At 68.9% G+C, this 22,767-nt stretch carries 17 protein-coding genes; 5 read left to right on the top strand and 12 right to left on the bottom strand.

The features are described from left to right. Positions 1–88 precede the first annotated feature (88 nt). Together O7598_RS15090 and O7598_RS15085 are read right to left on the bottom strand one after the other, a co-directional pair. A complete protein-coding gene (locus O7598_RS15090) occupies positions 89–283 on the bottom strand; it encodes a DUF397 domain-containing protein (protein ID WP_269691981.1) in 195 nt (64 codons plus the stop codon). Further along, entirely contained in the window at positions 276–1,157 is an 882-nt protein-coding gene (locus O7598_RS15085) for a helix-turn-helix domain-containing protein (protein WP_269691980.1), read from the bottom strand. The genes O7598_RS15090 and O7598_RS15085 overlap by 8 nt, the downstream gene beginning before the upstream one ends. A 434-nt stretch (positions 1,158–1,591) precedes the next feature. Here O7598_RS15085 and O7598_RS15080 point away from each other — a divergent pair, with 434 nt between their 5' ends. Beyond that, positions 1,592–2,182: a hypothetical protein gene (locus O7598_RS15080; RefSeq protein WP_269691979.1), complete on the top strand. Its 591-nt coding sequence runs from the start codon at positions 1,592–1,594 to the stop codon at positions 2,180–2,182. A 16-nt stretch (positions 2,183–2,198) separates the two neighbouring features. On the opposite strand, the gene O7598_RS15075 is transcribed toward O7598_RS15080, so the two are convergent. From O7598_RS15075 to O7598_RS15050, 6 genes are all read right to left on the bottom strand, one after another. Continuing rightward, positions 2,199–2,885, bottom strand: coding sequence for a hypothetical protein (locus tag O7598_RS15075; RefSeq protein WP_269691978.1), 687 nt, complete (start codon positions 2,883–2,885; stop codon positions 2,199–2,201). Positions 2,886–3,106: 221 nt separating this feature from the next. Then, positions 3,107–3,388 carry a hypothetical protein gene (locus O7598_RS15070; protein ID WP_269691977.1) on the bottom strand — a complete coding sequence of 94 codons (282 nt, stop codon included), beginning with the start codon at positions 3,386–3,388 and terminating at the stop codon, positions 3,107–3,109. 79 nt (positions 3,389–3,467) lie between these two features. Continuing rightward, on the bottom strand, positions 3,468–4,322 hold the full coding sequence (locus O7598_RS15065; protein WP_269691976.1) for a hypothetical protein: 855 nt from the start codon (positions 4,320–4,322) through the stop codon (positions 3,468–3,470). Positions 4,323–4,499: 177 nt separating this feature from the next. Beyond that, positions 4,500–6,908 (bottom strand): ATP-binding protein, encoded by a 2,409-nt coding sequence (locus tag O7598_RS15060; RefSeq protein ID WP_269691975.1) that lies wholly within the window; start codon positions 6,906–6,908, stop codon positions 4,500–4,502. Positions 6,909–6,913: 5 nt separating this feature from the next. Then, a complete protein-coding gene (locus O7598_RS15055) occupies positions 6,914–7,525 on the bottom strand; it encodes a DUF6879 family protein (RefSeq protein WP_269691974.1) in 612 nt (203 codons plus the stop codon). Beyond that, complete coding sequence (locus O7598_RS15050) at positions 7,518–7,790, bottom strand: hypothetical protein (protein ID WP_269691973.1); 273 nt, start codon at positions 7,788–7,790, stop codon at positions 7,518–7,520. Before O7598_RS15050 ends, O7598_RS15055 begins: the two co-directional genes overlap by 8 nt. Positions 7,791–7,841: 51 nt before the next feature. Between O7598_RS15050 and O7598_RS15045 the strand changes: the two genes are divergently transcribed. After that, complete coding sequence (locus O7598_RS15045; RefSeq protein WP_269691972.1) at positions 7,842–8,234, top strand: hypothetical protein; 393 nt, start codon at positions 7,842–7,844, stop codon at positions 8,232–8,234. Positions 8,235–8,249: 15 nt separating this feature from the next. Here the strand turns inward: O7598_RS15045 and O7598_RS15040 are convergent, their stop codons facing one another. Both O7598_RS15040 and O7598_RS15035 read right to left on the bottom strand, forming a co-directional pair. Further along, positions 8,250–9,212: a hypothetical protein gene (locus O7598_RS15040; RefSeq protein ID WP_269691971.1), complete on the bottom strand. Its 963-nt coding sequence runs from the start codon at positions 9,210–9,212 to the stop codon at positions 8,250–8,252. After that, positions 9,209–11,506: a hypothetical protein gene (locus tag O7598_RS15035; protein ID WP_269691970.1), complete on the bottom strand. Its 2,298-nt coding sequence runs from the start codon at positions 11,504–11,506 to the stop codon at positions 9,209–9,211. Before O7598_RS15035 ends, O7598_RS15040 begins: the two co-directional genes overlap by 4 nt. 153 nt (positions 11,507–11,659) lie before the next feature. Here O7598_RS15035 and O7598_RS15030 point away from each other — a divergent pair, with 153 nt between their 5' ends. The 3 genes from O7598_RS15030 to O7598_RS15020 are packed head-to-tail and all read left to right on the top strand — an operon-like array spanning position 11,660 to position 21,517. Beyond that, positions 11,660–18,088 (top strand): DEAD/DEAH box helicase, encoded by a 6,429-nt coding sequence (locus O7598_RS15030; RefSeq protein ID WP_269691969.1) that lies wholly within the window; start codon positions 11,660–11,662, stop codon positions 18,086–18,088. Between the two features lies 1 nt (position 18,089). Beyond that, a complete protein-coding gene (locus O7598_RS15025; RefSeq protein ID WP_269691968.1) occupies positions 18,090–20,261 on the top strand; it encodes a UvrD-helicase domain-containing protein in 2,172 nt (723 codons plus the stop codon). A gap of 8 nt (positions 20,262–20,269) precedes the next feature. Then, entirely contained in the window at positions 20,270–21,517 is a 1,248-nt protein-coding gene (locus O7598_RS15020; protein WP_332367372.1) for a serine/threonine-protein kinase, read from the top strand. A 31-nt stretch (positions 21,518–21,548) separates the two neighbouring features. Here the strand turns inward: O7598_RS15020 and O7598_RS15015 are convergent, their stop codons facing one another. Further along, positions 21,549–21,749 (bottom strand): DUF397 domain-containing protein, encoded by a 201-nt coding sequence (locus O7598_RS15015; protein ID WP_269691967.1) that lies wholly within the window; start codon positions 21,747–21,749, stop codon positions 21,549–21,551. Further along, entirely contained in the window at positions 21,742–22,632 is an 891-nt protein-coding gene (locus O7598_RS15010; RefSeq protein ID WP_269691966.1) for a helix-turn-helix domain-containing protein, read from the bottom strand. Before O7598_RS15010 ends, O7598_RS15015 begins: the two co-directional genes overlap by 8 nt. Between the last annotated feature and the right edge of the window lie 135 nt (positions 22,633–22,767).

Raw genomic sequence — 22,767 nt, 5'->3', positions numbered from 1 at the left:
GAGGCGTCACTGCTGGATTTCGGAGGCTAATGGAGCCGACGGGAGTGCGGCCAGCAGGTCCGCCAACTGTGTTCTTGGCGGAGGCTGGTTAGTGAGTGCCCCGAATTGTCACGATAAAAATTTGCCAGGCGCCGGTAGTAAAGGTGAGAGGGGGGCCTGCTGGATCCTTGCTGTCACGCACAGCGACGAGGCTGGGCAGGTTGTCGGCGACCTCGATGCAGTTGCCGCCGTTGTCGCCGCTGCGGGTGCTCTTGCGCCACCGTGCTCCGGTCAGGTCAGCCATGATGAACCTCTCTGATGATCTTGTTGATCAGTTGCCTTGACTGGTGCTCATCATGGGCCAAGGACATGAGACTTGCCCATACCTCTTCGTAGACAGCGACCTCGTCCTTGCGATCGAGGTAGAGCGCCCCGGTCAGCGACTCGCTGTAGATGACCGAAGGATCGGGCTCGACACGGTTGCGGAGCGGGAATTCGAGCATGACGAAGGGGCCGGCCACTGCGCCGAAGTGCAGGCCGGCGGTGAGTGGAAGAACCCGGATCGACACGTGAGGAAGCCTGCCCACGTCGAGCAGGTGACGTAGCTGCTCGGCCATGGTGGATGAGGTGCCGACGGTCCGGAGGAGGACCGCCTCGGAGAGGACAGCCTGGAACTTCGGTGCGGGTGGGAGGCGACGTTCCAGGAGCGCTTGACGCTGCAAGCGCACTTCGACCAGACGCTCGCGCTCATCCTCAGACATCCTTGATCGGTGCTGATAGACGCCACGGGCGTAGGCACGGCTCTGGAGCAGCCCTGGTATCAGCGTGTCTTCGTACTCTCTGAGGTGCGATGCGGCGGATTCCAGGCCGACGTACAGCTCGAACCAGTCGGGGATGGCGTCGCCGTAGGAGTGCCACCAGCCCTTGGCCTTGGTTTCGGTGGCCAGGGCGGTGAGCGCGCCGGTCAGCTCGGGCGTCGCCCCGTACAGCTCGCACAGGGCATTGACGTCGACGCCGCGGACGGCGCCGATGCCGGTCTCGATGCGCCACAGCTTCTGCCGGCTGCACTGCACGGCCTCCGCCGCGCCGTCGAGGGTCATCCTCGCCTCGGTGCGCAGCTCGCGCAGCGCCCGCCCGAGCTGTCGCCTCGGGACCGTCGATCCCATGTCGTCGGCCATCCGCCGCCCCTCTCCGCGTTGCATTTTGTTACATCCGGAAGCCGCCATCGCAACGTTTATCCGTTGCTATGACTATTCTTCAGGAAGCGTGACCACAAACGAGTACCGACGTTCGACCCTACAAGGCCGCGTCGCGCCAGTCACGTCCGTGCAATTCCCATGTCGGGTCGCGAAAATGATCGACTTCCGAAAACCGCGAATGCGGATCGGTATATCTTCTGACAGTCATCGCGACCGGGCGCGGTGATGATTGTCGGATGCCGAAGTGCCGCGCGCGGTGCCAGGACAACACCCTCTGCAAGAACCGCGTGCGGATTCCTGGGCTGCGCTGCCACCGGCATATCGGGTTGCCCGAGGCCGGGCCACGGCATCCGAAGGAGAGGAAGGCGCGGGGGAGGGCTTGGGCGCCACAGCCGAGGCGTCGGGTCGCCGTCATGGGCGCCGTACCCGGTGGTGTGGGTGGTGGCGCCCGGGCACGGAGGGGGCAGGAGCGTGTCGCGAAGGCAGCCGAGTTCTGCGCCTCGGTCCTCACCGACGGGTGGGTCGAGGTCGTGTCGGACCGGGCCACGGCGTACGTGACGGAGGAGACCTGGACGCGGCTCTTCCGCCGGCGACGGCGGAAGCGGTGCAAGCTGCTGGCGCGGATGGCCGGCGCGATCCTGGCGGGCAAGAAGAAGCTGCACGACCTGGTCGGCGCGATCGGGGCCTGGCTCGTCTCACTCCTGGGCGGCGACCGGGTCGTGCAGTCGCTCGCCCGCGAACTCGCGTCCCGCATCCCGCTGCCCCCGGACGCCAAGATGGTTGCGGCGGCCCGGGGGCTTCAGGTGACCGGGGTGCTGTTGTGCCTGGTCAACGGGGACGACCTGACGAGATGCCAGTGCTTCATCGACCTCGCGCTGGAGGAGACGAAGACTCAGGTCAAGAAGATCCTCGTCGCCGCGCTGGAGGACTGGACCGGCCTGGCGCAGTTTCCGGCCAAGCCCGCGGTGGTGGAGCGAGGCGTGTACGGGACGGCGGGTGGCTGACGGCGGCGCGTACCCGTTATGGCCACGACGGCGGGGGCGGGCCGAACGCGCGACGGCCGGCCTTCACCGCGAGGGTGGCCATTGCGGCGTTGGCGCCACCGCCGATCAGCGCGCCGATCCCGAACGGCGCCACCCGGCCGAGCACGATGATGCCCTGCTTCGTCCCGTACTTCGTGATGAAGTTCCTGCCCAGGATCTTGTTGATCTGTCGCAACGTCTCCAGCGGCACCTTGGCGACGACCTGACGCCCCCAGTGTTGCCCGGTGCGCTCGGCGACCTTCGTGATGGTCGCGGAGCCGGACCCGCCGAGCATGATGCCCATGACGATGGTGCGGCGGCGCTCGATCTCGTCGATGCCGACGCCGTGGACCTCGGCGACCGACAGCGCGAAGAGCGCGCTCAGTTCGAGCGAGGAGAGCGCCTCGCCGGCCGACAGCGCCAGCGCGATGCCCGTGCCGACGCCTGGTGCGGCCGCTGCACCGCCGACCGCCGCGCCCGTTCCGGTCAACGCGCTGACGTACATCCGCTCCAGATTGCGGATCACCTCTTCGGGCGTCGCCTCCGGGTTCCGTTGGCGGGCCCGGGCGATGTTCTTGCGCACCAGTGGGCTCTGGACGGCGATCGCCTTGTCCAGGAGGTCGAGGACCCGCTGCCCGGGTACGACTGCGTCCGAAACCGGTCCGTCGAGGGCATCCGAGGTCATGCCGGCAACTCCTTGGTCGAGGCGCGTGGGGGTGGGCGGTCCGAGCCGTGTCGCGTTTGGCCGCAGTGGGTCAGGCTATGCGGCGGCGCCTGGCTGTCGAAAGATCAGAAGCGTCCGTCCACTGGGTACGAAAGGTCACCCGGCGAATACGTCACGTTCGCCTGGTCCCACCGATGGGACCTTGACGACATCAGGCATCGCGGTCGGGCCGGCGGGTTCCGTCACACCGAACTGCGCCGCGCCGCCAGCCCGCAGGAGGCCAGGATCGCGGCCAGCACCAACCCGACCCGCAGCCACGGCACGTCCCGCGCCGGTCGTGCGCCGATCGAGACCGCGATCCCGAGCTGCACGACGACGACCAGGCAGATCGCGATGCTGAGGAGCCGGTAGGCCAGGCCGAACTCCGACCACCACATCACGGTGCCGAACAGCGCCGGTACGAGCATCAGCAAGCTCAGCAGGATCAGGGGTGTGGCGAGCTTCCAGCGGAACCAGGCGCTCACGGGCGGCCCGACCGGATCTGGGTGCCGTGCCGGCCCGGCGCGACCGGCCAGTGCCGGCTGATCAGACTGGTGGTCGGCGTCAGGAACAACGGCACGACCCGAGCGCCGAAGGCACGACGCCGCACGCGAAGCAGGCGTCGGGGTGGGGGGCTCGCACGGTCCGCAGCGATGAAGTAGATGCCAGCGCCTTCAACATCGCTGGAGTCGGCTGTGGCGGAATCGGTCGCAATGATTGCCGAGCGGACTGCACCTCCTTCTTGGTGGCCGTCGGCCAGCCGCGTGCCCTGACCTCCTGGGCCAACAGCTTGATGCCGATGCCCGGATGGCTTGCCTGGACTGCACGGACCACCTCGGCCAGGGAAGGCCGATTACGGGCAGCGGTTGTGACCTTCGCCGACTTCCGGGTCCCGGTGGGGGGAGTGATCACCTTGATGGTTCCCCGGGACTTCTTCGGCGGCGGAGGGTTTGTAGGCGGAAAGATCACCGTGATGGTTCCGCCGGACTTCGCCCTCGTCGTCGACGACGTGGGGGTGGGCGCGGGGGCGGGGGCGGTTCGGTGAGTCTGTGCGTTCGACCGGGCGGGGTGGGAACGCAACGCGTGGCGAATCTGATCCGCGGTGACGTCCGGCCAGCCGCTCTGTTGGAGATGCCGGACGAGCGTCTTGTCCTTGATGCCGCGCATACGCGCCTGAAGCTCACGGGCGGCATCCGCCAAATCCCGCTGTGTCGGCACCCGTCCGGGGCTGCTCCTCCGCGAGGTCGAGGCGGAACGGCGCGAAGGGCGGGCAGCAGCCGGCCGCTCCGACGGCTTCAACCGGTCGAGCCAGGAGTCGGGAGTGCGGTCGGGTCGGTCGTCGTTCTCCCAGTCGCGCCGGAAGTCGGCCGAATCGCGGCCCTCCGCGTTCGAATACCAGTCGGCGATGCTGCGCCTCATGACCAAGGTGCCCTCCGATGCCGTCGGGGTGGATCACCGTACGTGAGGCAGTCGACACTATGGCGAGCGCGCAACACGTGGAAGCCACCGATCGTCCTGGCAGGACAACGAACGGCTGATCCATCGATACGGCTACCTGGCTGATCCGCTCCAGCGGGCGAACGCGGTAAACCGTCGTCAACCTTCTCTGTCCGGTCGTCGGTTGTCCTGCGCAGCTGACGCCACCCTTGCGCGCAACCGTTCTGCCCGTGGATCGGGAAACCGAGTGAGGATTCTGGTCGCCTCGTCCCAGCAACGGTGTGCCTCCTCGGCCTGACCGATGCCGGCCAGCGCCGTCGCGAGGTGATCCAGCGTCACCGCGAGCTGCCAGTCGTCGCCGAGCTGCCGATGGACCGCGGCGGCCCGTCGGTGGAAGGCGATCGCTTCCTCCGGCTGACCCAGCTCTCGATACCCCTCACCGGCCTCGTCGAGCGCCATTGCCTCACGGCTCAGGTCACCCAGCCGACGCTGGATCGTGGCCGCCCGGTGTGCCGCCTCCAGGGCCGACGTAGGGCTGCCGAGCGCACGCTGCACGCGGGAGTACTCGACCAGCCAGTGCGCCAGCCACAGCGGGCTTCCGTTTTCGGCGATGGCGAGCGCCGCCTCGATCGCAGTGAGTGCTTCGCCGGTGCGGCCAAGTTCCCGCAGCGCCATGCTGAGGAAGAACAGCGAATTGCCCTCCTGGCCTCGATCGTCGATATCCCGCTGGACCGCGAGCGCCTGCTCCAGCAGCGACACCGCGTCGTCGAGGTCGCCCAGCTCGTACCGTGTCTCCCCGAGGTTGCTCAGTAGCAGCGCCCGCCACCGGCGGTCGCCGCGGCGGATGAAGATATCGAGGCTCTCGCCGAAGTGGGTGAGCGCGTCGTCGAGCCGGCGGTGGCGAAGCGCCAGCAGCCCCAGCGCGTTGACCGACACCGCCGTACCGTGTTCGTCGCCGATCTCGCGCCGGATCGCCAGCGCTGCCCGGTGGGAATCCTCGGCCTCGGCCAGCCGGCGCGCCTGGAAGTGGGCCTTGCCGAGGCTCTCCAGTGCCTCGGCCTCGGCTCGCCGGTCGCCTAACGTCCGGGCTGCGGCCAGGCCGATCCGCGCGGTGGTGAACCACCCGTCGAAGGCGTTGCGGTGCATGAAGACGCTGCGCAACAGCACCGCCAGGCGCCACGCGATCCGCGGCAGACCCGCATCGGCCGCCGCGCGGGTGGCGGCGACGAGATTGTCCTGCTCGGCGACGAGCCAGGCATCCGCCTCCCCGGCGTCGGTGAACGCGAGCGGTGTGATGTCGGTCGGCGGCTCCAACCGCTCGGTGCGGTAGAACGGCAAGCTGCGGCCCAGCGCGGCGTCCGCCGTGTGCAGATACCAGGCGAGGACTCGCGCCAACGCCGCCTGCCGGCTCTCCTCGCTCTCCAGGTGTCTCGCCTGATCGATCGCGTACGCGCGCAGCAGGTCGTGAAGCTGGTAGCGGCCGGGTGCGCCCTGCTCCAGCAGGTGAGCGCCCACGAGCGCGTCGAGAGGCTGCCGGACCTGCGTCACCGGCACACCGGCCAGCGCGGCTGCGGCCGGCGCGCTGACATCCGGCCCGGGATGCAGCCCGAGTAGACGGAAGAGAAGAGCCGCCGAAAGGCTGAGTGCTCGGTATGACCAGGCGAAGACGGTACGGACTGCATCCGCCTCCTCGCCTTCCTCCGTGGTGAGGGCATCCCACAGCGCCGACTCGTCGCGCAGATCCTGGATCAGTTCGGCGAGCGGCATGAACGGGCGACTCGCCGCCCGTTCGGCGGCGATGCGCAGCGCCAACGGCAGGCGCGCGCACAAACGGGCGAGTTCAGCCAGCTCCTCCGGGTCGTCGCCGGCGCGATAGTCGGCGGTCACCTCGTGCAGTAGCTTGACCGCATCGCCGTCGGACAGCATCGGCAGCGTCAGTCGCCGGCCGCCGTCGCGACTGACGAGTCCGGACAGCTTGCTACGGCTCGTGACGATAACCAGGCAACTGCTCGTACCCGGCAGCAGCGGCCGTACCTGCCGTACGGTGGCGGCGTTGTCCAGCAGCACCAGCACTCGGCGGTCGGACAGCCGGGAGCGGTACAGCGCCGCCCGGTCATCCAGGTCGGCGGGTACGGCGGACGGCGGGATGCCGAGCGCCCGGAGGAAGCGGTCGAGCACCTCTTCCGGTCGGCTCGGCTGCCCGGGGTCGTAGCCACGCAGGTTCGCGTAGAGCTGCCCGTCGGGAAACCGCTCGCGTACGGCGTGCGCCCACCGCAACGCCAGCGCGGTCTTGCCGACGCCGGCGGTGCCGCAGATGACGGAGAGACCGACGTCGAGAGCCTCGCCGGCGAGAAGCTGGTTCAGCGAGCCGAGTTCCTCAACCCGGTTGACGAAGCCACGGACGTCACCGGGCAGCTCGCGCGGCGGGATGTACACGGAAGAGGTGCCGCCGGAGTGGAAATGCACCCCGCCGTAGACGTCACGGGCCTGCACGAGATCGGCGGGACCGGACGACCTGGACCGGTTGACGTGGTCCGGTCGCCGGTCCTCCTCATCCCCGCCGGCCATCGAGCTCAGTCCAGTTGCGGAGGCTCCAGGGGCGCCACCGCCCGCGCGAAGTATTCATCCAACGGCTCACCGTCGGCATAGAGCGACTCGATGAACTGCTGACAAGTCGCCACCACCGCCGGGTTCCGCCACCGGCGGGCCGCTTCCAGCACGCCGTCGGCGTCGTAGATCGCCTCGTACATGACGTCGCCGCCCAGGGTGTACAGCTCCGGCAGCGGTCCGCGCGCCTCAGTGGCGCCGACGCGGTCCGGCCCCACTACCCGGGTCAGACCGCCGTACTCGTGGCGCAGCCGCAGCACGTGCAGCTCCCATTGCAGGTACGGAGTCAGCGGCTCCTCCACCACTCGTACCCGCCGGGTGGCGAACCCGCTGTCGGCGATGCGCCGGTAGTAGTCCGCGAATTCGGGACGCCGCGCGTCGAGGATCCGCTGCGACTCCTCCCACCGGCCGGCGGCGAACGCCTGCCAGCCTTCGTCGAAGGGTTCCCTGAACGTCTGCTGCCGCTCCAGCTTCCAGAACCCCGGCGGACCGGTCTTCCAGAACTGCTGCTCGAAGTCGGCCCAGTAGGCGTCGAGAGCCAGCAGTTCGCCGGGATCTCCGCCGAAAAGTTCACGCATCCGGGATGTCCACCTTTGCCGCGATCATGGCTGATCGGGGGATGATGACAAGCCGCTCGCCCGGGTCGACGGAAACGCCGTCGGGCAACCGTTCCCGGTAGGTGTCGGTGAGATCTTGGCCGATCACGGCGACATCCCCATTGCTCAGCTCCCAGATGTCGGGGCAGCTGCCATCACCGGAGGTGTTGCCGAGTTCGTGCGACGACTTTCCCCAGCGGCGACTGAGCTGGGCGGACGGGTCAGCCTCCCACCGGTGTGCCTGCATGCCGACCTCCTGGACGCGTGTCCGATCGAACGCAGATAGTAACATCGGTGGATGGATGACCCGCTGATGCTCGCGGCGGCGACGACGCTGGTCGGGTGGACGACCACTAACCTCGCCGAGGGCGCCCGGTCCGCCGTGAACGGCCTGACCGAGTTCCTCCGACGTCGCTTTCGAGGCGAGGCGTCAACGCGGGAACTGGTCGACGCAGCGTTGGACCGATCGTCTCCAGACTCGGTCCGTCGCTTCGCCGTTCTCCTCGACCAGGAGATGCTGCGGGACCCAGGGTTCGAGGCGGAACTTCGGGCCCGCTTCGAGCGGGTGCAGGTCGTAGTCACGGCTCACCAGGGCGATGTGACGAACCTGGTGTCCGGTGACGTCAGCGGGTCGGTGGTGCAGGCACGCGACGTCCGCGGAGGCATCTCCTTCGGCAACGGCCCCAGCTGACGCAGGCACCGGGAGTCAACTGATGACTGCGGCCACCTCAGGCAGTAGCACGGTCAAATCGACAAGTTCGACGTGACCGGCGGGACCGGCCGTGAAGTCACGGATCGGCACATCCAGTGAGCCGAATCTTTCCTCGAAGCGCTGCCTCAGCCTGGGTGACGACCTGTTGAGTCCCCATGCCGCCGTCGCTTTTGCGCTTCGCAGGAAGTGGATGGCCGGTGGCCCGGCGACGTACAGTTGCGCCCGGCGACCCGATGTGTCGAGCGCCAGGTGGACCAGGTCTGCGAAGGCACCCCGCTTGCGCATCGCGTCCGCACCCTTCCACACCGACATCTTGAACTCCGCAACCCTCCGGTCGGTCTCCAGATCAAAGGGCCGACTCGGATCGTTGCCCGCAGCGAGAGACGGGCGAGTTGCAACCCGTTCACCCTCTTCGAGGATCTGCGGCAGGACTTGGGCGATCACGGCAGCGTGGATCACGTCGCTGAGGCGACCAGCGTGCCGGCGCACCAGAAGCGCGGCGCTGAGCAGTTCCGGGCCCATGGCAGTCTCCTCGGCAAGCGACACTGCTGCTCGGCGATCGGCTCCGTTGAGTCGCGTTTCCAGGTCGGCGATCCGCGCGGTCAGATCCGAAGAGCCAAGGAAGGTGAGCAGCGTCGCGAACGCCGCTGCCGGATCCGACCCCTCGCGCGGCGGAATCGGCGACCGGCCCGTCCGGGTGTCCCGGTCTCCTTTCGAGCGAGCGCTGGTCGGAAAATCCAACGCTTGGAGATGCCTCAGCGCGGTGTGTGAGGTAAAGGCGCTTCGGTGCAACCCTGTGAGGGCACCGAACACCTGCTTGACTGGCCACCGGACCCCGTCGATCTCAACCCAGTGCTCGCGGATGTCCTCCCGGAGGAGGGCCGCCAGCGCCGCCCGAGTCGTTGTGGTGCTGATCGTATAGGTCTCGCCATTGAGCTGGAAGGTGTGATCTTTCATCCGCGGTACTGGCGAATCAGATCGAGGAAGTTTCGCAGCTTATGTACGTCTGCGAGTTTGACCGGATCGGGGTTGAAATGCATGACGTTGTTGCGGACACGGCGTAGCCGGTCAAGGCGCTTGATGAATACCTTCCGATCGAGCGGCCAGCCGAGTTGCTTCCAGCAGTCTGGGTTGTCGAGTACCGCCTGGTACTGCCCGATGGACATGGAGTCGAACGACTTGAACGACGCGCCGGCCGACAGACATGCCTGTTTGACGGTCTCCTCGTCGAACGTGTTCTGGAGAAGCTGCCGCAACTCCTGGTCGATCTCGCCGATCAGAAAGAACGGAGTCGCCGTCTCGTCGTACTTGCGCACGACGTCGGCAGCCGTGATGATCCCGCTGATTTTGCGTTGATCGTCCCGTACGAAGATGAAACCATCCTGCTGGAGAGTGCCCAGCACGTCGAGCAGTCGTACGTCGTAGTCAAAGACACGGGTTCCCGCGCGGCGGTCGATCGCATCACTGAAGGTGGCGTTCGCGTCGCGATGCTTGGCGGCTGCGATCGAGCCCCAGCTCACCGCACCGTGCAACGTATACGGATTGGTCAGCACCGCGATCTGCGAGAAGTCATCGACCTGCATCGCCGTGATTGCCTCCTCGAACGAGGCCGTGGGGGACACAAAGGTCAACGACATGTCATCGGGTAGGAGGTTGCCCAGCGTCAATCCGACGTCGACGCTCTCTTCGTCGCTGGCTGACACCGCCGGCTCGCTGCTCTCGGGGCTGGATTCGATTGCCTCGGCGGCCTGGCCATCCTCGGGCAGTGCCATGATCCGGATTGTTTTGTCCAGGCTGACGGTGCGGAAGTCGGGAACGGTGCTCAAGCCGTGGTTGGCCAGGTCAGCATCGATCTGCACGCTCACGGTGCGATCGCGGTCCTCTATGCCCCAGTGCTTGATGAACTCGCGGACGGTCAGTGTGCGCGGTTGACCTGCCTCTGCGTCCGCTCGTGCCTCTTCGAGTAGTGCGAAGCGCCGCCGCGCCTCCTCCGCCTCCTCGTGGGGACGCGCCTGATCCGTGTCTACCTCCTCGGCGACATCCTTGAGCAGCTTCACGCGGAGCTGGTGCAGCGTCTGCCCACTCGGCTGGACCCGCCAGACCGCCCACCCGGGTACGGCTACCAGTCCAGACACTTCGACGGCGGCACGGGAAGGGGTAGCGAACTCCCGTCCGTCGGCGAGCCGAAGCTGTCCTCGCGCCGTGACGGTTGCTCGGTATGGGGTCTCACCGATCCGTTGCTGAAAGGTCAGCTCGGTCTCAGGGGTGAGCAGCCCGGCAGCGATCAGGTCGGAGATCCGGACGCGCCGCCCGTTGATGAGGAGCTCTCGACGGCTTCGCAGGGACGTGTCGTTCGACATGCTGTCGCTTTCTCTAATGGGTGAGGGCGAGTGCGGCTCTGTCGCCTGGGACTGGTCCTCGGCTCCCTCGCGCTCGTCGCCGTCGTCGCCGTCTGCTCGGGGCACCAGGACCGGTTCCACGCCAAGGACGTTGCTAACGATTGCGAGGGCCCGCTCACCCGCTGTCGTCTTGCTGATCTCGCGGGCTGCCCATTTCCAACCGAGGACGGAGAGGTCATTGGCGGCCCGACCGAGCGCGGAGTCGTCGTAGCCGTCGACGACTCGTACGGTGACCCGGTCGGCCTGTTCGTGCACCCGAGGCGCCAGATGCATCAGCTTGGCTTTGCGGCCGGAGGGACGGTCAGCCCGGTCGTAGCCGGGGGGAGCGGCGGTGAGGTCACCCCGACGCCATGCGTTGACGATGTCGGCGATGGCCGGGTAGTCGGTCACGACGGTCACCCGATACGTGGGCAGGAGTCGGTGCAACGCCCAGAACAATGCCCTTGCTTCTGCTGCCAACTCTCCGTCGCCGTCGAATCGGCGTTGGGTGGTGGTGGCCCCGAAACCGTAGTGGCCGTCGTCCGCGAGGTAGCCCCATCCACGGGGGTGCTCATGATCGGTCGGATGCAGTTGGTAGCAGCCGACGACGGCAACCTCGACCGAGCTGTCCGCAGGTATGACGAGTTGCCGGAGTTGGGCCTCGTGTATCCATCGGTCACGTCTGACGAGTTGCATCGCACCACGCTTCGCCTCCTGCGGTGTCGCCAGCCGCAGTGGTTCAGGTTGGTCGCAGATACGCCGGGCCTTCAGGGTGCGCCATGGTTCCGGGTGAACCCATCCATGGTCGTGCGGGATGCAGATGACGCCGCAATTGCGGCAGATGTGTTCGCCGCTGGTGTTGGTGTCCGTCACGCAGGATTGCCCATCCCTCGGATTTAGGTCGTCGCAGCCTAGGTGATGATCGACACCGAGCAGTGTCGCGAATCTGACTCACGCATGGATCAGACGGTCCGGCAGGTCAGGGGCCGGTAAGGGGTGAAGTAGCATGCGTCGGGTGATCCGCTCATGAGACCGACGATCGCCGCCGACACCCTGCGCCGGACCCTCACGCAATACCTGACCACCACCTTCGGCCTGACCGAGGACGGCGTACGCCACGGTCTTGAGGGTTTCCTCTCCCACCGCGAGCAGGGCATCTTCCGCGGGCCGTACCTGCGGATCCGCACCCCCTTCCGCCCGGCGGCGGGCGACTGGCGGGCGTGCCTGGACTGGGCGCCGGCCGGGTTCGCCCCCTACCTGCACCAGGCGAAGGCGTTCGCCCGGCTCTCGACGCGTGGCCGGGCGGCCACGCCGACCCTGATCACCACCGGCACCGGTTCCGGCAAGACCGAGTCGTTCCTGATCCCGGTGCTCGACCACTGCCGCCGGCAGCGGCAGCAGGGTCGGTCCGGGGTCAAGGCGATCCTGCTCTACCCGATGAACGCCCTGGCCACCGACCAGACGCAGCGCATCAACGAGCTGCTCGCCGACCCGGCGCTGGCCGGGGTCACCGCCGGCCTCTACATCGGTGACGTGGCGGCCATTGAATACCGGCACGTGATGACCAAGCGGTCGGAGATGCGGCGGACGCCGCCCGACATTCTGATCACCAACTACAAGATGTTGGACCTGCTCCTTCAACGCGGCGATGACCTGCCGCTCTGGGAGGGCGCGGAGCCGGCATACGTGGTGCTGGACGAGTTCCACACCTACGACGGCGCGCAGGGCACGGACGTGGCGATGCTGCTGCGCCGGCTCGGTGCCGCGCTCGGCCTCGCCGAGCCGGACCGCCCACTGGGCGGCATCTGCCCGGTCGCCACCTCCGCCACCCTGGGCGAGGGCGGCGGTCGCGACGGTCGGACGGCCATCCGGGAGGTCGCCGAGCAGGTCTTCGGCGTCGCCTTCGACGCCGGATCGCTGGTCGGTGAGGACCGCTACGAGCCCGGCGAGTTCATGGCCCGCCAGGACTTCAGCCTGCCGCTGCCCAGCCCGGAGCAGCTCGCCGCGGTCGACGACCGCGACCCCGAACTCATGATGGCCGAGGTCGCTGAACTGGTGGTCGGCCAGCGATGCGTGAACGACCCGCCACGCCTTGGCCGGCTGTTGCGCCAGCATCCGCTGACCAAGGCGGTGCTCGACTCGCTCCAGACCCGGCCGTGCACGCTCGACGAGATCATCGACGTGCTGCCCCGGAAGAACGCCACCGGCTGGGGCAGCGCCATGAGGACGCGTCCCGAGGTGACCGCCCGGGCGCTCGCCCGGTTCGTCGGCCTGCTGTCCCTGGCGCAGAACCCTGAGGTGCCCGGTCGGCCGCTGCTCAACATCGAGACGCACCTGTGGGTGCGGTCCGTGTCCCGGTTGCTGCGCGGCACCTCCCACCAGCCCGCCTTCGGCTGGTACGGCGAGCCGCCCCGGCAACTCGACCCGTACGCGTCCGACGCCGACGTCGTGGTGGCCGACAACCGCCATCCACGCCTGCCGGCCGTCTACTGCCGGCACTGCGGCCGGTCGGGCTGGATGGCCCTGTCGCCGGAGAAGGACCCGCAGGAGCTGGAGACCGACCCGGACAAGATCTACCGGGCCAGCGTCGGCCGGGACAAGCGCCGGGTCCGCGCGCTGATCGCCGCCACCGACGACGAGATCCAGCAGCGGACCGGCGGGCTGCTGGTGCTGGAGTACGGCCGCCGGGTCCGTCCCTTCGACGAGCACCGGGACCGGGTACGGTCCGACGACGCGGTCGTCGTGCTCGGTGACATCGTCGCCATCGACGCGGCCGAGAAGGACCGCTGTCCGTCCTGCTCGATGGACCACGGCATCCGGTTCCTCGGCGCAGGGCTGGCCACGCTCGCCTCGGTGGCCATCACCCAACTGTTCACCGGCGGCGAACTGGACGAGCACGAGAAGAAGACGCTGCTCTTCAACGACTCCGTGCAGGACGCCGCGCACCGCGCCGGCTTCGTGGCCAACCGGTCGTACGCTTTCTCGCTGCGCTCACTGCTCGCCAGCCGCCTGCGGCCGGGGCAGTCGGTCGGGTTGGACGACCTCTTCGTCGAGATGATCGAGAAGGCCGCCGAGCCGGAGATCCTCTCCACCGTCGTCCCGCCCGACCTGCACGACCGACCGGACGTCGACAGCCTGCTCGCCGGCGAGCACCAGGGCAGCCGGGAAACCTGGTCGCTGATCAGCGAGCGGCTCGTCTTCGCCACGGTGATGGAGACCGGGCTGCGCTCCCGCCAGGGCCGCACCCTGGAGCTGACCCGCAGCGTCGCCGTCGAGGTCGCCCTCGACGACCCGGCGAAGGCCGCCGCGATCTGCCGCGACGTGCACCTGACCGGTCCCGGGCATCTCGGCGAGACGCCGCCGGACGACGCCCGCTACCTCGCCTTCCTGCGCGGCCTGCTGGAGCGACTCCGCACCCGGGGAGCGGTCTACCACGAGTGGCTCGTGCCCTACCTGCGGCGCGGCGGCACCCGGTGGCAGGTGTGGGGTGGCCGTCCCGCCGGCATGCCCGCCTTCCCGCGCGGCGTGTCGGCGCCCGCCTTCCTGCTCACCACGTCCAAGTCCCGGTCCGAGTTCGACGCGATCAACGCCCGCGGCAACTGGTACCAGGACTGGACCTCCCGCTGCCTCGGCATGGACCACGGCGAGGCCGGCGTCTACCTGTCCCGGCTGCTGCCGGCCCTGGCCGCCGCCGACGTCGTCGCCGCCGGTGACACCGAGGACGGCAACACGGTGTACGGGCTGATGCCCGGCCACCTGCGGGTCACGCTGCTGGACGACGATGCCGCCGTGCGGGCCGGGGTCGGCTGCGACACGTGCCACTGGCAGCAGACCGAGCACCCGGACCGGGTCGGCGAGTGGGTTGACCAGCCGTGCCGTCAGTACCGCTGCCGTGGCCGGCTGCGAGCCGTCCACGACGACACCGCGCCGGACGACTACTACCGCCGGCTCTACCTGGAGAGCCCGGTCTTCCGCGTGGTCACCGGCGAGCACACCGGCATGCTCACGCGGGTCCAGCGGGAAACCGTGGAGCAGAAGTTTCGCGGCGGCAAGCGGTACACCGACCCGAACGTGCTCTCCTGCACGCCCACCCTGGAGATGGGCATCGACATCGGCGCGCTCTCCGCGGTGGTGCTCGCGTCGCTCCCGCACGGCCCGGCCAACTACGTGCAGCGGGCCGGTCGCGCCGGTCGTAAGAGCGGCAACGCGCTCGTGCTCACCCTGGTCGGCCGCAGCGAACGGGACCGCTACTACCTGACCGAGCCGCGCGACATGATCGCCGGGCAGATCGTGCCGCCCGGCTGTTTCCTCTCCGCCGTCGAGATCCTGCGCCGGCAGTACCTCGCCCACCTGATCGACCTGGCCGCCCGCGGCCGCATGCCGGGCGTGCTGCCGATGCCCCGGCGCGCACACGTCCTGTTCGGCCCGAGCGGGTGGCTGACCAACCTGGCCGACGCCGGCCGCCGCGACGGGGTCCGGCTGGTCGAGGACTTCTTGGCGCTCTTCGGCGACCGGATCCTGCCGTCCGCGGTCGAGCAACTGCGGGAGTTCGCGGTCGACGGGATCGTCCACCGGGCAAAGGAGGCGGGCGAGACCTGGGAACTCCGACTGGCGGACCTGCGACGCCGCCTCCAGGAGATCAGCAGGGCCCGCGGCACGCTCGTGCCGAGCGACCCCGACCACGCCCGCGAGATCCGGATGCTGAAGGCGGAGGAAGGGGCGGTCCGCCGCCGGCTGCGGGAGGTCAGTGCCGCAGCCGCGCACGGCACCCTGGTCGAGTTCGGGCTGCTACCGAACTACGCGCTCATCGACAGCCGCACCGACCTCGAAGCCACCCTGACCTGGGAGGAGCAGGTCGACGGCGACCGCCGGTTCCACAGCGAGCTGCGCGAATACGCCCGGCCCGCCCGGCCCGCCCTCGTGGAGATCGCCCCTGGCAACAGCTACTACGTGCGGGGCTACAAGCACGAGATCTCCGGGCTCGACGTCGGCCCGCCCGACCGGCCCACCTACGAGCAGTGGCGGGTCTGCGCCCAGTGCGGCTACGTGCGTACCCACCTGGCCAAGGAGGACACCAGCGCGTGCCCGCGCTGCGCGGACCGGGGCATCGCCGATCACGGCCGGCTGTTCCAGGTGCTCCAACCGACCCGCGTCTACAGCCGGGACAAACGCGACGACGCCCGGATCCGGGACGACAGCGACGACCGGGACCGCCGCTTCTACGCCACCACCGTCGCGGTCGACATCGACCCGGCCAAGGTCGGGTCGTCCTGGCGGCACGCGCACGACACGTTCGGCGTCGACTACAGCCGGCACGCCATGATCCGGCACTTCAACCTGGGCGCCCAGCGCTACGACCGGACTGCCGAACTCTTCGCCGGCGAGGAGGTGCGGATCAACCGGTTCCACACCTGCACGTCCTGCGGCGGCACCACGGTCGACGGCAGCCCGGTGGTCAGCCAGCAACTCGCGGCGCAGGCCTCCGGCGCCACCGTCATTCAAGGCGCCGAGCACCACCGGCCCTGGTGCCCGTACCGCCGGTCCGCGGCGGCCCCGGACACGCACGTCGACCTGATCCTGGCGCACGAGCTGGAGACGGAGGCGCTGCGGATCCTGATTCCGGCGGCGACCGCGTTGGTGCAGGAGCGGCTGTTGTCCTTCGCGGCCGCGATCCAGCTCGGCATCGCGGCCCAGTACGGCGGCGAGCCAGCCCACCTCCAGGCGATCTCGGCCACCATGCCGGACGGCCAGAGCGACGGCACCCGCAACTTCGTGGTCGTATACGACACCCAGCCGCAGGGCACCGGCTACCTCCACCGCCTCGCCGAGCCGGAGGAGTTCCGGGCCGTCCTGCGCCTGGCCCGACAGCAGATCGCCGACTGCGACTGCCGCAACGAAGCCAAGCCGGTCTGCCACCGTTGCCTCCTGCGCTACGCCCGCAACGAGCACTTCGCGCTGATGAGCCGGGACGAGGCGCTGGGCATGCTCGACAAGCTGCTCGACAACTGGGGCGTCGAGGAAGGCACCCGCACCGACGAGATCTCCCTGATCCACCAGGTGGAGAGCGAACTGGAGCTCCAGTTCCTCAGCAAGTTGCTGAAACTCGGTGAGACGCCGGGCTCCGGGCTGCGGATCGACAGGCGCCGGGACCACGACGGCGCGCGGATCGCCGACCTGCGGTTCGTCAGCGACGGTGGGCAGAGCATCACGCACTGGCAGATGAAGTTGCAGAACACCGTCCGGGGAACCCGACCCGACGTGCACTTCACGCGCCTCGACGCGCCGTCGCCCGAGGTGGCGGTCTACCTCGACGGGTTCAAGTACCACGCCTCGCCGCAGTACAACCGGCTCGCCGACGACGCCGAGAAGCGGGCCCGACTGCGCGCCCACGGCTACCTGGTCTTCGCCGCCACCTGGGACGACGTGAAGACCTGGGGGAGCGCCGACGGGTCGGGACGGTGGACGCCGTACGGCGGGGTCTGCAAGCAGACCGCCCGCGAGCGGTACCGGCAGTTCCTGCCCGGCGTGGACCCGGACGAGCTGGAAGCGACGATCTGGACCAACCCGATCGAGCAGCTGATGCGCTTCCTCGCCGAACCCGACCTCGTCCGCTGGCAGCGCCGCGCGGAGGCGACGCTCGCCGGTCTGCTCAAGCAGGCCCGGGACAACAGCGCCACCGACTCCGGTGGGGTCGCGGAACGCCTGGTGGCGGCCCTACGCGGCGACGCTCTGCCCGCACCGGGCGCGGCACGCCACATCATGGTCGCTCGGGCCCGCGACAACGCGGACTGCCCGGTGACGGTGCTGATGGACGGCCGCAGCAAGCCGCTGCCGACCTGGTCGGCGCTGGCCGTCGTGGACGATCTACCCGCCGCGATGACCGACGTCGGCCACAAGGACCGCTGGACGGCGTGGCTCGCCTGGGGCAACGTCATCCAGTTCCTGGTGCACGGTGGCGGTGACGGCGGCCAGCTCGCGGTCTCCGCACTGGACACCTTCGAACCCGCGTCCCTGGCGGTCACCGAGGGCACCGGGCTGATGCTCGCTCAGCGTGCGCTGCCGTTGGACGAGGAGACCGCCACCTGGCTCGGTGCCGCCCCCCAGCCGACGCCGACCGAGCCGGATCCCGTCGACGACCAGTCGCCGTGGCGGGACGTCCTGCGGTACCTGGATCCCGAGGAGAGCCGCCTGGAACCCCTCGTGCAACAGCTTGCGCGGCACAACCTGCCCGCGCCGGTCGTCGGCTACGAGCTGGGCGACCAGGCGTGGCCGGCCGAGCTGGCATGGCCGGAGCGGCGGGTAGCCATCGTGCTCACCGGTCGGCCCGACGACCCGGAGACCGAGGACCGCGATCGGGCGTACGCCGAAGCGGGCTGGCATGCGCGCACCGCGCGGGAATGGTCCGCCGAGGAGCTGGCGGCGCAGCTCGCGGCGACGAGTGGGGGAGAGAACTGAGATGAGCACCGGAGCGATGCTGCGCATCCTGGACCGCGCGGACAAGGAGGTCATGAAGCTCACCCGCGCCGACATCGGCGCGGTCTACGAGTTCATGCACAAGTTCCGCGACAACCCGGCCAACCCGGGGCTCAAGCTGAAGGCGCTCAACGGCGACTCCCGGCTGATGTCCGCCCGTGTCACCCGCGACTACCGGGCGCTCCTTCTCCACATCGCCGACCGGGACTACCTGCTCGTCGCGGTCAAGCACCGCAGCGAGGTGTACGACGACCTGTCGCGGTACGCGTACCGGATCAACCGGGTGACCGGGGGCATCGAAGTCGTCGACCTGGCGCCGGTCGGTGACAGCATCATCGGCCGGGTCGTACCGCCGGACCCCGAACCGGTGCCCGCGAGCAAGCCGCTCTTCGACGCCCACACCGACGCCCAACTCATCGACCTCGGCGTCTCCGAGCCGCTACTGCCGCAGATCCGGGAACTCACCACCGAGGCCAGCCTGCTGGAGCTGCTGGACCGCGCGCCGCAGCTCACCACCGACGTGCTCTTCGCGCTCTTCGACGGCACGTCCTACGACGAGGTGCTCCAACAGGTCACCGACCCGGTACGCGCCGACGAGCCGATCGACCCGGACGACTTCGAGGCGGCCGTGGAACGCCCCGCCACCCAAGTGACGTCCGACGACGAGGCGTTGCAGGCGATCATCGGGGAGGCCTTCGAGCGCTGGCAGATCTTCCTGCACCCCACCCAGCGCAAACTGGTCGAACGGAAGTACAACGGTCCCGCCCGGGTCGGCGGCGGTCCCGGCACCGGCAAGACCATCGTCGCCCTGCACCGGGTCGCCCACCTCGCCCGGCAGCTTCCGCCCGGCGCGGACAAACCCATCCTGCTGACCACCTTCAACCGCAACCTCGCCGCCGACCTCCGTACCCGCCTACTGGCGCTCGGCGGTCAGGACCTGGTGGCCCGCGTCGACATTGTCAACATCGACCGGCTGGCCAGCCGGGTCGTGACCGAGGCGAAGGCCGGCGCGAACCGCAGGGTCGTCGACGACAACCGGGTCCCCGACCTGTGGGGCGAGTTCCTCCTGGAGACCGGCGAGTCGGGTTGGGACGCCGACTTCCTCGCCGCCGAGTGGACGCAGGTGATTCTCGGCCAGGTGCTGAACTCCCGCGCCGACTACTTCAAGGCACGCCGGCCCAACCGGGGCCGCAGCCTCACCCGCATGGAGCGGGATCAGATCTGGCAGCTGACGGAACGCTTCACCTCGTGGCTCGAAGACCGCGGCGTCTGGACCTGGCGCCAGGTGGCCCAGCGGGCGGCCCGACTGGAGATGGACCGGGCGGACGCCTCCGGGGAGTCGTCCGGCGCTCTCCGCCGCCCGCGCTACCGCCACATCGTGGTGGACGAGGCGCAGGACCTCAGCGCCGCGCACTGGAAGATGCTGCGGGCCATGGTGCCCCCGGGGCCCGACGACCTCTTCCTGACCGGCGACACCCACCAGCGCATCTACGACAACCACGTAACGCTCGGCAGCCTCGGCATCAACATCCGCGGCCGGTCGTCCCGCCTCACCCTGAGCTACCGCACCACCCGCCAGATCCTCGCCGACGCCCTCCAGATCATGACCGGCGAGGTGTACGACGACCTGGACGGCGGCGAGGAGGACCTGGCCGGCTACCGATCGCTCCTGCGAGGTGCGCCACCGATGTTCCGTGGCGCGCCGACCTGGGCCCAGGAGCGGGAGCTGATCGCCGAACAGGTACGTGCCTGGGGTAACCCGGTCGACGGCTCGGTGGCCGTCTGCGTCCCGACGAAGGACCTGGCGGCCGAGGTGCTGAGCCGGCTCGAAGCCGACGGGCTCCCGGCCGTGGAGATCGGCCCAGACGGCCCGAAACAGCCGGACGGCATCCACGTCGGCACCATGCACCGGTTCAAGGGCCTCGAATACCAGCGCATGATCATCGCCGGTGTCGGCGACGGACTTGTGCCCCGGCAGATGATCAGCCGGTACCGGGACACCGATCCGAAGCGCTACCAGCGGGAGCGTCAGAAGGACCGGTCGCTCCTCTTCGTCGCCGCCACCCGGCCGCGTGACGAGCTGGCCGTGTTCTGGCACGGCACGCCCAGCCCGTTCCTGACCGCCCGACTCGTGCAACGGCAGTTGCCCGGATAGGAGGCCAGATGCAGGCGCGGGATCGCGTCAGTGATCGGTACGAGCTGACGTATCCGATCGGACGTGGGGGGATGGGTCAGGTCTGGGCCGGCTACGACGAGCGCCTCGACCGACCGGTGGCGGTCAAGTTCCTCCGGACCAAGGAGGTGCCGGAGACCGAGCGAGAGGTCTCGGTCAAGCGTTTCCGGCGGGAGGCGCGGGTGACCGCCCGCCTCGACCACCCCGGTGTGCCGGTCATCCATGACCTCGGTGTGCACGACGACGACCTGTACATCGTCATGCAGCTCGTCCGTGGATGCGAGCTCGCCGACGTGGTGGCGGAGCAGGAGCGACTGTCGGTGGCCAAGTCGGCGTCGATCGCCGCGCAGGTCTGCTCCGTGCTGACGGCCGCTCACGCGGCCTCCCTGGTGCACCGTGACCTGAAGCCGCAGAACCTCATGATCACACCTGCGGGGGTGGTCAAGGTCCTCGACTTCGGTGTCGCCGCGCTGATCGGGCCGGCCGAGCAGTCCCGCCTGACGGCCACTGGTCACACGCTCGGCACGCCCGCCTACATCGCACCGGAGCAGGCGTCCGGCGCGGCCGTCGGACCTGCCGCCGACCTGTACGCCCTCGGGTGCATACTCTTCGAGACGCTCACCGGAAGACCGCCCTTCGAGGCCGCGAACTCGCTGGAGATGCTGCACCGGCACATGCGGTCACCCGTCCCGATCGTCACCGAGTACCGCTCGGATGTGCCCGACGACCTGGCTCATCTTCTGTTCTGCCTCCTGGCGAAGGATCCGGCGGACCGGCCCGCGTCGGCTGCTGAGGTCGAGCAGCTCCTCACGCCCTTCAGCGGCGGCGGAAGCGTCGGCGCGCTGGGCGGAGGTAAGACCGGTCCGGCCGCGTCGACGACCGCGAACGTCGTGCCACCACAGCGATCGGTGCAGTCCCTGGCCGAGCTGCGTGCACAGGTCGAGGAACTGGCCGAGCAGGAACGGTTCGCGCAGGCGGCGGAACTCCTGGAGCGTTCTCTCGATGCCGCCAGGGCTGGGGACGAAATCGTGCCGCTACGGCTCGATCTCGCCAATCTCTTCATGCTCGGAGGCGACTTCCGGCGGGCGGAACGTGCATTCGAGGAGCTTGGTCGGGACTTATGTCACTCGGGGGGCCACGAAGATCTCGCTGAACAGTGCCGCCGAGACGCGATCGCATGCCGTGTCGAACTGGGGGAACTGACGCAACCGGTGACGGAAACAAATTCCTCAGCTTGACTCCCGCGAGCGAGGGGCCTCGACGGCGTGATCAGCGACGCCCGTCGCGCACCGGGCCACTGAGGAACGCGGACCAGATCTGCGGGGCGAAGGTGAGAGCGGGCCCGTGCGGATCCTTCGAGTCGCGTACGGCGACGAGGCCAGGGAGGTTGGTGGCGACCTCCACACACTCGCCACCATTGCCGCCACTGCGGGTGCTCTTGCGCCAGGCGGCGCCGGTCAGGTCAGTCATGGCGCAGCTCCCCGATGATCCGCTTGATCGTGTCCCTCGATTCTGCCCGACTCTGCGCGAGCTGAGCCACGCTCGCGAACGCCTGTTCGTAGGCGCTCAGCTCCGCCGGCTTGTCGAGGTAGAGCGCACCGGTCAACGACTCGCTGTAGACGACCGACGGTTCCGGCGCTGCTCGGCCGCCCTTGGCGGCGGGGAAGTCGAGGATGACGAAGGATCCGGCTACGGCGCCGAGATGCGGCCCGGCGGAGAGCGACACCACCCGAACCGAGACATGTGATCGCTCGGAGGCCTCGAGGAGACGGGTGAGCTGACCTGTCATCACGCCAAGCCCGCCGACCTGGCGCCGGAGCACGGCTTCGGAGAGGATCACGTCCAAGGTGGGCGGTTGTGGTAGACGACGGCTCAGCAGGTTCTGCCGTTGCAGGCGCACCTGGACGGCGTGCTCGCGTTCCTCGTCGGTCGCCGCCGGCTTGTCGATGCGGGCCAGCGCGCGGATGTATTCGTGGGTTTGCAGGAGCCCGGGAATGACCGTCTCCTGATACTGACGCAGGCTGGCGGCGGCGGATTCCAGGCCGACGTACAGCTCGAACCAGCTCGGCACCGCGTCCCCGTACGCGTGCCACCACCCCTTCGACTTCGTCTCGGCGGCCAGCCCTTTCATCGCGTCGGCCAGTTCGTCGGACACCCCGTACAGCTCGCACATCGCCTTGACGTCGAGCACCCGGACGGCGCCCATGCCGCACTCGATGCGCCAGATCTTCTGCCGGCTGTATTCGAGCGCCTCGGCGGCCGCGTCGAGCGTGACGCCGGCCTCGGTGCGGTACTGCCGCAGCAGCCGGCCGAGCTGCCGGCGCGGCACGGTCGATCCGATGTCTTCCGCCATTCGAGCACTCCCCGGTTTCACTGTGCAACGCTGAGTGATGATGCTCTGAAACGCTTACAGGTTGCAGTAAAGAAAGTCAATGCACCTCGGAAGAAATGCGGGATGGAATGTTGCGCAAGAGGGGATGAGCGTCCC

This window comes from Micromonospora sp. WMMC241 (assembly GCF_027460165.1).
Taxonomy (GTDB): Bacteria; Actinomycetota; Actinomycetes; order Mycobacteriales; family Micromonosporaceae; genus Micromonospora; species Micromonospora humi.
This window is presented reverse-complemented; position numbering and strand designations above follow the sequence as displayed.